The organism is Bradyrhizobium sp. MI1.11 (assembly GCF_055811255.1).
On record NZ_JBVVPM010000085.1, the window covers coordinates 1 to 12,344 of the forward strand.

Here is a 12,344-nt window from a genome sequence, read left to right on the forward strand (position 1 = left end):
GTCCGGCCCCCCCTCTTTGCCCGGCCCACCATCAAAAACAAACACCCCCCCCCCTAAACCTCTGTTTTTGGGGGGGGGGCCCCCCAAATGACGAGGTTAGAGCCGAGCCTAATGCCCGTGCTCCGGCAGCATCAGCCCAAACACCTTCCCCAGATCGTTCACCTGCTCCGGCGACAAATACCGCGGGTTCATCCCGCGCAGCATCAGATACAGCTTCGCCGTCTCCTCCAGCTCCTCCGTCGCGAACACGGCTGCCTCCAGCGTGTCGCCCGCGACGACCGGGCCGTGATTGGCGAGCAGCACGGATGAGTATTTCCCCGCCAGCCCTCTGATCGCATCGGCGACCGCGGGATCGCCGGGGCGGTAATAGGGCACGAGCGCGGTGGCGCCGCATTTCATCAGATAATAGGCCGTCATCGGCGGCAGCGCGGCGCGCGGGTCGATCTCCGGGAGCATCGACAGCGCGACCGAATGGGTGGAATGCAGGTGCACGATCGCCCTTGCGCTCCCGCGCGTGGCGTAGAGCGCATTGTGCAGCGGAACTTCCTTGGTCGGCGCATCGCCCGAAACCAGTCGGCCCTGATCGTCCAGCCGCGACAATTTTGCGGGATCGAGGAAGCCGAGCGAGGCATTGGTCGGCGTCACCAGCCAGCCGCCGCCATCCAGCCTGACGCTGATATTGCCGGAGGAGCCGGGCGTCAGCCCACGTTCGAACAGGGACCGTCCGAAGCGGCAAATGTCTTCGCGCAGCAATGTCTCGTTGCTCATGGCCGTCATGTCCGTTTGTCTCACGCTTTGGCAGCGCGGCCAAGCCGTGTTATTCCGTTGCCAAGCTGCCGCAAAGGGCGGCCCTCCGGGAAACGTCGCAAGGATCAGTTGTATGTCCGCCTCCACGTCACAGAATCAGCGCATCGCCGTCATCGGGCTCGGCTCGATGGGGTTTGGCATGGCGACCTCGCTGAAGCGCGCCGGTCATGTCGTCACCGGCTGCGACGTCTCGGCCGATGCGGTCGCGCGTTTCGTGACGGAGGGCGGCGCCGGCGCCAAGACGCCGGCTGAAGCTGCCAAGGGCGCCGACATCGTCGTCAGCGTCGTCGTCAATGCGGCGCAGACCGAGACGATCCTGTTCGGCAAGGATGGCGTCGCCGAAACCATGGCCAAGGACAGCGTCTTCCTGTCGTCGGCGACCATGGATCCCGACGTGGCGCGGCGTCTCGCCAAGCAGTTGGAGGCGACCGGCCGGCACTATCTGGATGCGCCGATCTCCGGCGGGGCGCAGCGCGCAGCGCAGGGCGAGCTGACAATTCTCGCTTCCGGCAGTCCGGCTGCGTTTGAGAAGGCGCGGCCCGCGCTCGATGCCATGGCCGCAAAGCTCTACGAGCTCGGGGATGCCGCAGGCCAGGGCGCCGCCTTCAAGATGATCAACCAGTTGCTCGCCGGCGTTCATATCGCCGCCGCCAGCGAGGCGATCGCGTTCGCGGCCAAGCAGGGTCTCGATATCCGCAAGGTCTATGAGGTGATCACGGCGTCCGCCGGAAACTCCTGGATGTTCGAGAACCGCATGCCGCACGTGCTCGACGGCGATTACACGCCGCGCAGTGCGGTCGAGATCTTCGTCAAGGACCTCGGCATTATCCAGGACATGGCGCGCAGTGCCAGATTCCCGGTCCCGGTCTCCGCCGCAGCGCTCCAGATGTTCTTGATGACATCAGCCGCCGGCATGGGCCGCGACGATGATGCGTCGGTAGCGCGGATGTATGCGCAGGTCACCGGCGTCAAGCTGCCCGGCGACAAATAGACAAGAGGATTCCCATGCCCCGTTTTGCCGCCAATCTCTCGATGATGTTCACCGAGGTGCCGTTCCTCGACCGCTTCGATGCCGCTGCGGCAGCCGGCTTCACCGCCGTCGAGTTTCTCTTTCCCTATGAGCATCCGGCCGAAGCCGTCGGCGAGCGGCTCAAGCGCAACGGCTTGACCCAGGCGCTGTTCAACCTGCCGCCGGGCGACTGGAATGCCGGCGAGAAGGGCTTTGCGGCGCTCCCGTCGCGATTCCCCGAGCTCAAGGCGAGCTTGGAGACCGCGCTGCCCTACGCCAAGGCGACCGGCGTCAAGCGGCTGCATTTGATGGCAGGCATCGCCAACCGTGGCGAGCGCGTCGCGATCGAGGCGTTCTACAAATCGGTGGCGTGGGCCGCCGAGTTCTTTGCGCCGCACAGCATCGACATCGTGCTCGAGCCGATCAATGCGCGCAACGTGCCCGGCTATTTCCTCAACGATTTCGGCTTCGCGCGCGACCTGATCCAGGAGCTGCGGCTTCCGAACCTAAAACTGCAGTTCGACATTTATCACTGCCAGATCATCCATGGCGACGTCACGATGCGGCTGCGCGAGATGATGCCGGTGATCGGCCACATCCAGATCGCCAGCATCCCCTCGCGCAACGAGCCTGATGGCGAGGAGCTGAACTATCCGTTCCTGTTCGACGAACTCGACCGGCTCGGCTATGCCGGCTTCGTCGGCTGCGAATATAATCCCCGCGGCAAGACCACCGACGGCCTTGCCTGGTTCAGGCCTTATGCGGGAGTGAAGCCGTGACACTTGCAGCGAAAATATCTCTTGGCTGCATCGCCGACGACTACACCGGCGCCTCCGACCTCGCCAACACGCTGACACGCGCCGGCCTGCGCACCGTGCAGACCATCGGCGTGCCCGCGGACGATCTCGCGCTGCCCGAGGTCGACGCCGTCGTGGTGTCCTTGAAGAGCCGTTCGATCGAGGCCGGCCTTGCCGTGTCGCGCTCGCGCGCGGCTGACAAATGGCTGCGCGGCCGTGGCGCCGGCCACGTGCTGTTCAAGATCTGCTCGACCTTCGATTCCACCGATGCCGGCAATATCGGCCCGGTGATGGATGCGCTGCGCGCCGATTGCGGCGAGGCGACCGTGCTGGTGACGCCGGCCTTCCCGGAGACTGGCCGCACCGTCTACCAGGGCAATCTGTTTGTCGGCGCCGTGCCGTTGAACGAGAGCCCGCTGAAGGACCATCCGCTCAACCCGATGCACGATTCCAACCTGGTGCGCATCCTGGCGCGCCAGAGCAAAACGCAAATCGGCCTCGTCGACCTCGCCACCGTCACGCGCGGCGCGGATGCCGTGCGGACGCGGCTCGCCGAACTTGCGGGCAAGGGCATTGGCGCGGCGATCATCGACGCCGTGTTCGACCGCGACCTTGAGACCATCGGCCTCGTCGCTGTCCAGCATCGGCTGTCGGTCGGCGCCTCCGGCATGGGCCTTGGGCTGGCGCGGGCGCTGGTGTCGACAGGCAAGGTCACATCGACAGCGGCGAGCAGCGAGGCGAGGGCTGCCGTCGGCGGACCGGCGGCGTGCCTTGCCGGAAGCTGCTCGCAGGCGACGCTTCAGCAGATTGCCAATGCCGAGCGTGTCATGCCGGTGCTGCATCTCGATCCGGGCCGTATTACTACGGGCGAGGACGAGGCGCAGCGCGCGCTGGCCTGGGCGAAACCGCGACTGGCCGACGGTCCGGTCCTGATCGCATCGAGCTCGACGCCGGATCAGGTCGCCGCGCTCCAGGCGCGCCATGGTCGCGACGCGGCCGGTCACGCCATCGAGCAGGCGATGGCCGATATCGCCGAGGGTCTGGTGCTGGGCGGGGTGAAGCGCCTGGTCGTCGCCGGCGGGGAGACATCCGGCGCCGTGGTCGACCGGTTGAAGATTCCCGGATTTCTCGTGGGAGTAGAGATCGCGGCGGGCGTCCCGGTGCTGCGCGCGGTCGGTGCTGAAAAAGGCGACATGTTGCTTGCCTTGAAGTCCGGCAATTTCGGCGGCCCGGAGTTTTTCTCCGACGCGCTTGGGCTCATGCGCTGAGCGCAGGGCATTCTTAGCTGCCTGTTCATTTGTTTCAGGCTCGGTACTCGTGCGGAGTCGTTATTAACATCTGCTCAGGTGCTCTGGTGTTTGATTTCGGTACTGCTCCTTTTGGTTGATTCGTAAAATTCCGGACGCGCCGCCGCGCCAGCACAAAGAGACCCGATTATGCTCGCCACCATTTCCATTCGCGCCAAGATCATCAGTGTCGTGGCGTTCCTGCTGGTCGCGATGGCCGGCATGGGCCTGCTCGCCGTCATGAAGATGCGGTCGATGAACGCCAATACCACCGAGATCACCACGAGCTGGATGCCCAGCGTGCGGGTGCTGGGCGAGCTCCGGGCATCAGTCATCACCTACCGCAACGTGGTTCGTCAGCACATGCTGTCGGAAACCCTTGAAGACAAGCTCGCCAACGAGAAGACGGGCGCCACGGTGATCGAGGCGCTCGCCAAGGCCCGCAAGGCCTACGAGCCGATGATCACCTCGCCCGAAGAACGGAAGCTCTACAACGATTGGGCCAAGCTCTGGGACGACTATAAGAAGGGCACCGAAGACGTCATGGCGCTCTCGCGCAAGGAGGCCGGCAAGGTCCCGCATGAGGCCCAGGAGCTGAACACCAAGACGGTCAACAAGATCGGTCTCGAGGCGGACGCGATCCTGACCAAGGACATCGAGCTCAATACCAAGGGCGGAGACCAGGCCGCGCAGGACGCTGCGGATAGCTACAATTATGCCTTCATGCTGGTCTCGATCATCCTCGGCGCGGCCGTCGTCGTCGGGGTCGGCGTCGGCTTCTACCTGGTCCGGGACGTCTCCAGCGGCATCAACTCGATCATCGAGCCGATGCAGGCGCTGGGCAAGGGCGAGCTTTCCGCCGAAGTTCCTCATCGCGGTGAGAAGACCGAGATCGGCGCCATGGCCGATGTGCTCCAGATCTTCAAGGAAGCGCTGATCGCCAAGAAGGCCGCCGACGAGGCTGCCGCCGCCGATGCCGAAGCCAAGATCGAGCGCGGCCGCCGCGTCGACAACATCACCCGCGAATTCGAGACGATGATCGGCGAGATTGTCCAGACCGTGTCGTCGGCCTCGACTCAGTTAGAGGCCTCCGCCTCGACGCTGACCTCGACCGCCGACCGCTCCCAGCGGCTGGCGACCACCGTTGCCGGAGCGTCGGAGGAAGCCTCGACCAACGTGCAGTCGGTCGCTTCGGCGACCGAGGAGATGGCCTCGTCGGTGAGCGAGATCAGCCGCCAGGTCCAGGAATCGGCGCGAATGGCGGGCGACGCCGTCGGCCAGGCGCGCTCCACCACCGAGCGCGTCAGCGAGCTCTCCAAGGCGGCCTCGCGCATCGGCGACGTCGTCGAGCTCATCAACACCATCGCCGGCCAGACCAATTTGTTGGCGCTCAACGCGACCATCGAAGCCGCACGCGCCGGCGAAGCCGGCCGCGGCTTTGCGGTCGTGGCCTCCGAGGTGAAGGCGCTCGCCGAGCAGACCGCGAAGGCGACCGGTGAAATCGGCCAGCAGATCTCCGGCATCCAGGCGGCGACCAACGACTCGGTCGGCGCCATCAAGGAGATCTCGTCGACCATCGAGCGTCTGTCGGAGATTTCCTCGGCGATCGCGGCGGCCGTGGAAGAGCAGGGCGCCGCGACCCAGGAGATCGCCCGCAACGTCCAGCAGGCGGCGCAGGGCACCCAGCAGGTCTCATCCAACATCACCGACGTGCAGCGCGGCGCAACCGAGACCGGCACGGCCTCCTCGCAGGTTCTGTCGGCGGCACAGATGCTGTCCAACGACTCGGGCCGGCTCAAGACCGAGGTCAGCAAGTTCCTGACCAACGTTCGCGCGGCGTAGCTACGTCCGCGCGGCGTAACGACGGACGCGCGAGGTGTAAACTCCCGCGTCAACATCCATTGACGAACGAGCGGCGCCTCAAGCGCCGCTCTTTTTTTGAGCGCCGGTAGCCTGATGTCGGTAGCAGGTACCATCATGGGGTTCCGCGGAAGATGGACGGGTGCCTTCTTCATCGATAGTTAAATTCGGCTTACGAGAATGGTCACAAGGACCGCCGGTAGCAGCCCTGATTGGAATCGCCGCTTATTTCATCCAACTTTTGGGGCTCGCATGCGCAAGAATTTACCCGTCACCGAGGTCGAATATTCCGTCAGCGATGAGACGCTGATCGTCTCCCGGACTGACCTCAAGGGCAAGCTCACCTACTTCAACGACGACTTCCTTGCTGCAGCCGGCTTCACGTCCGCGGAGCTGATGGGCCAGCCGCACAACATCGTCCGTCACCCCGACATGCCGCCGGAGGTATTCGACAATCTCTGGGACACGCTGAAGGCCGGCAAGCCGTGGCTCGGCGCGGTGAAGAACCGCCGCAAGAACGGCGATTTCTACTGGGTGCTGGCGACGGCATCGCCCATTCGCGAGAACGGGCAGGTCACGGGCTTTACGTCGATCCGCACCAGATTGCCGGCCGACCAGCGCAAGCTGGCCGAAGAGGTCTACGCCGCGATCCGCGAGAAGAAGCCGCATGGTTATCGCGTCGATGCCGGCATCATCCGCCGCCGCTCGCTGCTCGACCATTTTGCGATCTTCACCAGAACGCTGAAGGCGCGCCTGGTCACCACGATGGCGCTGCAGCTGCTGTTCGTGCTTGGGCTTGGCATCGGCGGCGCGCTCTCGACCGGCGGCACGACCAGCCTGAGCCTGGCGCTGCTGGCCGCCGCCGGCGCTGCCGTCCTCGGCTTCGCCGGCCTTACGACCATGCGCGCCGTCCAGGGGCCAATGCAGCAGCTCAACGACACCTTGGTCAACCTCGTCCAGGACAAGCTGGACAATCGCATCGTGATCCAGCGCGACGACGAGATTGGCGAGGCGCTACGCAACCTGCAGACGGTGCAGACCATCATCCGTTTCAGCCGCGGCGAGGTCCAGGCCGTGCAGCTGCGCTCAGAGGCGCAGCGCAAGGCCGAGATGGCAAAGCTCGCGGACGCCTTCGAGGCCGCTATCGGCGAGATCGTGGAAACGGTCTCGTCAGCCGCGACCGAGTTGGAAGCGTCTGCTTCGACGCTGTCCACCACGGCGGGTCGCGCGATGGAGCTCGCTACCGTGGTCGCGGCAGGCTCCGAAGAAGCCTCAGCCAACGTGGATTCTGTCGCCTCTGCCGCGGAGGAGATGGCGGCTTCGGTTCGCGAGATCAGCCGCCAGGTTCAGGACTCGGCGCGGATCGCAGGCGAGGCCGTCAGCCAGGCGCAGATCACCACCGAACGCGTCAGCGAGCTGTCGCGCGCCGCGTCACGCATCGGCGATGTGGTAGAACTCATCAACGCGATCGCCGGTCAGACCAATCTTCTGGCGCTCAATGCCACAATCGAGGCCGCGCGCGCCGGCGAAGCCGGTCGCGGCTTCGCGGTCGTTGCCTCCGAGGTCAAGGCACTCGCCGAGCAGACGGCAAAGGCAACCGGCGAGATTGGCCAGCAGGTTGGCGGCATTCAGACGGCAACGCAGGACTCGGTCGGCGCGATTGGTCAGATCAGCGGCACGATCGCGCAATTGTCCGAGATTTCCTCGGCGATCGCGGCCGCCGTGGAAGAGCAGGGCGCAGCCACCCGGGAGATCGCTCGCAACGTGCAGCACGCGGCGGAGGGCACGCAGCAGGTGTCCTCGAACGTCGCCGAGGTCGAGCGCGGCGCCACCGAAACCGGGTCGGCCTCCTCACAGGTACTGTCGGCGGCACAGATGCTCTCGCGCGATTCCAACCGGCTGAAGCTCGAAGTGGGCAAGTTCCTCGGGTCGGTCCGCGCCGCATGAGGCGGCCGCATGGCCGCAGTGCGTGTTCTGCAGTGCGGTAGCAGGGAATTGAATGCAGGAAACCCGCCGGAGATTAGCGTTTCCGGCGGTGCTCGGGTAAAGGGTAAAGAGGATCCCCGTGGGGGCGGATTCCGTATCCTCGCTTGACCTGGAATTTCCCGGCGAATGATTGCTCTGGTCCGTATTGCCCTGAGCCGGCCCTACACGTTTGTCGTGCTCGCGCTCCTGCTCCTGATCATCGGACCGCTGGCGGCGCTGCGGACGCCGACCGACATCTTCCCGGACATCCGCATTCCCGTGATCGGCGTGGTCTGGCAGTACACCGGCCTGCCGCCCGACCAGATGTCGGGCCGCATCACCACGCCGTTTCAGCGCGCGCTGACCACGACGGTCAACGACATCGAGCACATCACCGCCAATTCCTATAACGGCTTTGGCATCATCAAGATCTTCTTCCAGCCGAACGTCGACATCCGCACCGCCAATGCGCAGGTCACCGCGATCTCGCAGACGCTGATCAAGCAGATGCCGCCGGGCGCGACGCCGCCTCTGATCCTGAATTACTCCGCCTCCACCGTGCCGATCGTCCAGGTGGCGCTGTCGGGTGACGGGCTGACCGAGCAGAACCTCGCCGATATCGGCATCAACCAGCTCCGCACGCCGCTGGTCACCGTGCCGGGTGCTGCGATCCCGTATCCCTTCGGCGGCAAGCAGCGCCAGATCCAGATCGACCTCGACCCCACCGCGCTCCAGGCCCGCGGCCTGTCCGGCCAGGACGTCGCCAATGCGCTGGCTGCGCAGAACCTGATCACGCCTGTCGGCACCCAGAAGATCGGCACCTTCGAGTACAACATCCAGCTCAACAATTCGCCCCTGAAGATCGACGAGCTCGGCAATCTGCCCATCAAGACCGTCAACGGCGCGATGGTCTATGTGCGCGACGTCGCGACTGTGCGGGACGGCAACCCGCCGCAGACCAACATCGTCCATGTCGACGGCAACCGCTCGGTGCTGATGATGGTGCTGAAGGCGGGCGCGACCTCGACGCTCGACATCATCGCCGGCATCAAGCAGAAGGTGATCGACGTCAAGGACCAGCTGCCGGACGCGCTCAAGATCGGCTTCATCGGCGATCAGTCGGTGTTCGTCCGCGGCGCCATCGAAGGCGTCGCGTTTGAAGGCGTGATCGCGGCGCTGCTCACCAGCGTCATGATCCTGCTGTTCCTCGGCAGCTGGCGCTCGACCGTCATCATCGCGGTCTCGATCCCGCTCTCCGTGCTCGGCGCCATCATCATGCTGTCGGCGATCGGCGAGACGCTGAACATCATGACGCTCGGCGGCCTGGCGCTCGCGGTCGGCATTCTCGTCGACGATGCCACCGTCACGATCGAGAACATCAACTACCATCTGGAGCAGGGCAAGCCGGTCGAGCAGTCGATCCTCGACGGCGCCAACCAGATCGTGACGCCGGCCTTCGTCTCGCTGCTCTGCATCTGCATCGTGTTCGTGCCGATGTTCTTCCTCACCGGCGTGGCGCGCTTCCTGTTCGTGCCGATGGCGGAAGCGGTGATGTTCGCGATGATCTGGTCATTCCTGCTGTCGCGTACCTTGGTGCCGACCATGGCCAACTATCTGTTGCAGGCACATGTCCATCACGAGGACGGCCCGCCGAAGTCGCGCAATCCCCTGGTCTGGTTCCAGCGCGGCTTCGAGGCTCGCTTCGAGCGCATTCGCGGCGGCTACCATAATTTCCTCGGGCTCGCGCTGGCGCACCGTCCGGTGTTCGTGATCGGCTTCCTTTGCGTGGTCGCCGCCTCCTTCGCGCTGGTGCCCTTCCTCGGGCGCAACTTCTTCCCCGCGGTCGATGCCGGCAACATCCTGATGCACGTCCGCACCCAGGTCGGCACCCGCGTGGAGGAGACCGCGAACCAGCTCGCCGACGTGCAGAAGGCGATCCGCAAGCTGATCCCGGGCGAGATCGAAACGCTGACCGACAACATCGGCATGCCGATCTCCGGCATCAACATGACCTACAACAACACCGGCGTGATCGGCCCGCAGGATGGCGACATCCAGATCAAGCTGAAGGAAGGCCACAAGCCGACCGAGGAGCATGTGCGCGTGCTGCGTGAGCAACTGCCGCGGCTGTTCCCCGGCGTCAGCTTCGCCTTCCTGCCGGCCGACATCGTCAGCCAGATCCTGAACTTCGGCGCGCCGGCGCCGATCGACCTGCAGATCCGCGGCGCCAATCTCAGCGCCAACTTCGCGTATGCCAACAATCTGCTGGCCAAGGTCCGCAGGATTCCCGGCGTCGCGGATGCGCGCATCCAGCAATCGCCGAACAATCCGACCTTCAACATCGACGTCGACCGCACCCGCGCGCAATATGTCGGCCTGACCGAGCGCGACGTCACCAACAGTCTCGTGGTCAACCTTGCCGGCTCCTCGCAGGTGGCGCCCACCTACTACCTCAACCCGGATAACGGCGTGTCCTATTCGATCGTGATGCAGACGCCGCAATACCAGATGGATTCGCTCAGCGCGCTGCAGACGCTGCCGATCACGGCTGCCGGAAATTCGCAGTCGCCGATCCTCGGCGGCATCGCCGACATCAAGCGCTCGACCTCGAGCGCGGTGGTCTCGCAATACGACATCCAGTCGATGGTGCAGATCTTCGCCACCACCTCGGGCCGCGATCTCGGTGCGGTCGCGACCGACATCCGCCAGGTGATCGCCGACACCGCCAGGGAGGTGCCGAAAGGCTCTTCCGTCGTGCTGCTCGGCCAGGTGCAGACCATGAACAGCGCCTTCACCGGCTTGTTGTTCGGCCTGCTCGGCGCGGTCGTCCTGATCTATTTCCTGATCGTCGTGAACTTCCAGTCCTGGTCCGATCCCTTCGTGATCATCACGGCGCTGCCGGCCGCGCTCGCCGGCATCGTCTGGATGCTGTTCGCCACTGAGACGACGCTGTCGGTGCCGGCGCTGACCGGCGCCATCATGTGCATGGGCGTTGCCACCGCCAACAGCGTGCTCGTGATCTCGTTCGCGCGCGAGCGCTACGAAGAGCTCGGCGATCCCATCGCCGCGGCGCTGGAAGCCGGCTTCGTCCGGTTCCGCCCGGTGCTGATGACCGCGCTCGCCATGATCATCGGCATGGCGCCCATGGCCCTGGGGCTCGGCGAGGGTGGCGAGCAGAATGCGCCGCTCGGCCGCGCCGTGATCGGCGGCCTGATCTTTGCAACCTTCGCCACGCTGATGTTCGTTCCCGTGGTGTTCAGTATGGTACACAAGAAGCAAGGCGGCAAAGCCGCCGCCCCTTTGGAGACTCCGCATGTCGCCCACTGAATCCCGCTCCCCGGTGTCGCACCGGAAACTGGGCATTTTCGGCGTGGTGGCGCTGATCGCGGCAGGCCTGGTCGTGGGCACCGGCATCCGCGCGCGCGAGGAGCAGGGCTCCAAACTGAAGGCATGGACCGATGATCAGGCTGTTCCGAGCGTCGCGGTGACGCTGCCTAATGCCAAGGCTCTCAATACGACCATCGACTTGCCGGGCCGTCTCGAAGCCTATTATCGCGCGCCGATCTTTGCCCGCGTTCCCGGCTATCTCAAGAGCTGGAGCGCCGACATCGGTGCGCGGGTGAAGGCCGGTCAGGTGATCGCCGAGATCGAGGCGCCCGACCTCGACCAGCAACTGCTTCAGGCCCGCGCCGACCTCGCCAGCCAGCAGTCCAGTGCCAGGCTGTCGGAAGCCACCCTCAACCGCCGCAAGACGCTGGTCGCCTCCAACTTCGTCTCCGCGCAGGAGATCGACGAGCGTACCGCCGATCTCTCCAACAAGAACGCGGCGGTTCGCTCGGGCCAGGCCAATGTCGAGCGCCTCGAAGCGCTGGCCGGTTACAAGAAGATCACCGCTCCGTTTGACGGTGTGGTCACGGCGCGCGACACCGACGTCGGTGCGCTGATCAATTCAGGCGGCGGCTCGGGCCCGGCGATGTTCGTGGTCTCCGACATCACCAAGCTGCGCGTCTACATCAACGTGCCCCAGAACTACGTGCCCGCGATCAAGATCGGCGCCAAGGCCGCCATTGTGCTGCCGGAGTATCCGAACCGGACCTTCCAGGCGACGGTGGAAGCCTCCTCGCAGGCGGTTGACGTCGCCTCCGGCACGACGCGCATGCAACTTGGTCTCGACAATTCCTCGGGCGAGCTGATGCCCGGCGGCTACGCCAGCGTGAAGCTCAACCTGCAGCGCGACTCCGCGCCGCTCAGCATTCCCGCCAGTGCGCTGATCTTCAACGGCAGCGGCCTGCGCGTCGCAACCGTCGGTCCGGACGACAAGGTCCTGTTCAAGGCCGTGACCATCGCCCGCGACCTCGGCCGCGAGATCGAGCTCGCCTCGGGCATTGCAGCCGATGACCGCGTCATCACGGCACCACCGGACGGCCTGTCCGACGGCGACCAGGTCCGTGTGACCGGCGCCGGTGCCAAGGGCAAGCCGGCGACGGCGTCCGAGAAGCAGGCGCCGAAGGGGTAGGGTGAGTTTGTAGGGTGGGGTTTCGGAGCGGTTACCCCCCCCTGGGGTTGAGCGGTGACCAAAACCGGGGGGTTAAGGGTGGGGACCCCCCCCACGCCCCCCCC

General features: G+C 65.2%; 8 protein-coding genes. 7 read left to right on the forward strand and 1 reads right to left on the reverse strand.

Annotation, left to right across the window (positions count from 1 at the left end):
* Window positions 1–108 precede the first annotated feature (108 nt).
* Window positions 109–777: a 3-oxo-tetronate 4-phosphate decarboxylase gene (gene otnC, locus AC0L30_RS39855; RefSeq protein ID WP_007593729.1), complete on the reverse strand. Its 669-nt coding sequence runs from the start codon at window positions 775–777 to the stop codon at window positions 109–111.
* Between the two features lie 103 nt (window positions 778–880).
* On the opposite strand from otnC, the gene ltnD reads away from it, so the two are divergent.
* The 7 genes from ltnD (at window position 881) to AC0L30_RS39890 (ending at window position 12,240) form a co-directional block, all read left to right on the forward strand.
* Window positions 881–1,798 (forward strand): L-threonate dehydrogenase, encoded by a 918-nt coding sequence (gene ltnD, locus AC0L30_RS39860; protein WP_007593728.1) that lies wholly within the window; start codon window positions 881–883, stop codon window positions 1,796–1,798.
* Between the two features lie 14 nt (window positions 1,799–1,812).
* A complete protein-coding gene (gene otnI, locus AC0L30_RS39865; protein WP_007593723.1) occupies window positions 1,813–2,595 on the forward strand; it encodes a 2-oxo-tetronate isomerase in 783 nt (260 codons plus the stop codon).
* Window positions 2,592–3,881 (forward strand): 3-oxo-tetronate kinase, encoded by a 1,290-nt coding sequence (otnK, locus tag AC0L30_RS39870; protein WP_007593722.1) that lies wholly within the window; start codon window positions 2,592–2,594, stop codon window positions 3,879–3,881. Before otnI ends, otnK begins: the two co-directional genes overlap by 4 nt.
* A gap of 168 nt (window positions 3,882–4,049) precedes the next feature.
* Window positions 4,050–5,741 (forward strand): methyl-accepting chemotaxis protein, encoded by a 1,692-nt coding sequence (locus AC0L30_RS39875; protein ID WP_007593721.1) that lies wholly within the window; start codon window positions 4,050–4,052, stop codon window positions 5,739–5,741.
* Between the two features lie 270 nt (window positions 5,742–6,011).
* A complete protein-coding gene (locus AC0L30_RS39880; RefSeq protein WP_473406551.1) occupies window positions 6,012–7,706 on the forward strand; it encodes a methyl-accepting chemotaxis protein in 1,695 nt (564 codons plus the stop codon).
* 165 nt (window positions 7,707–7,871) lie between these two features.
* Entirely contained in the window at window positions 7,872–11,051 is a 3,180-nt protein-coding gene (locus tag AC0L30_RS39885; RefSeq protein ID WP_007593719.1) for an efflux RND transporter permease subunit, read from the forward strand.
* Complete coding sequence (locus AC0L30_RS39890) at window positions 11,038–12,240, forward strand: efflux RND transporter periplasmic adaptor subunit (protein ID WP_007593718.1); 1,203 nt, start codon at window positions 11,038–11,040, stop codon at window positions 12,238–12,240. The genes AC0L30_RS39885 and AC0L30_RS39890 overlap by 14 nt, the downstream gene beginning before the upstream one ends.
* Window positions 12,241–12,344 lie beyond the last annotated feature (104 nt).

Coding starts and splice junctions, on each gene's coding strand:
- otnC (WP_007593729.1), bottom strand. CDS start 777: ATGACGGCCATGAGCAACGAGACATTGCTGCGCGAAGACATTTGCCGC.
- ltnD (WP_007593728.1), top strand. CDS start 881: ATGTCCGCCTCCACGTCACAGAATCAGCGCATCGCCGTCATCGGGCTC.
- otnI (WP_007593723.1), top strand. CDS start 1,813: ATGCCCCGTTTTGCCGCCAATCTCTCGATGATGTTCACCGAGGTGCCG.
- AC0L30_RS39875 (WP_007593721.1), top strand. CDS start 4,050: ATGCTCGCCACCATTTCCATTCGCGCCAAGATCATCAGTGTCGTGGCG.
- AC0L30_RS39880 (WP_473406551.1), top strand. CDS start 6,012: ATGCGCAAGAATTTACCCGTCACCGAGGTCGAATATTCCGTCAGCGAT.
- AC0L30_RS39885 (WP_007593719.1), top strand. CDS start 7,872: ATGATTGCTCTGGTCCGTATTGCCCTGAGCCGGCCCTACACGTTTGTC.
- AC0L30_RS39890 (WP_007593718.1), top strand. CDS start 11,038: ATGTCGCCCACTGAATCCCGCTCCCCGGTGTCGCACCGGAAACTGGGC.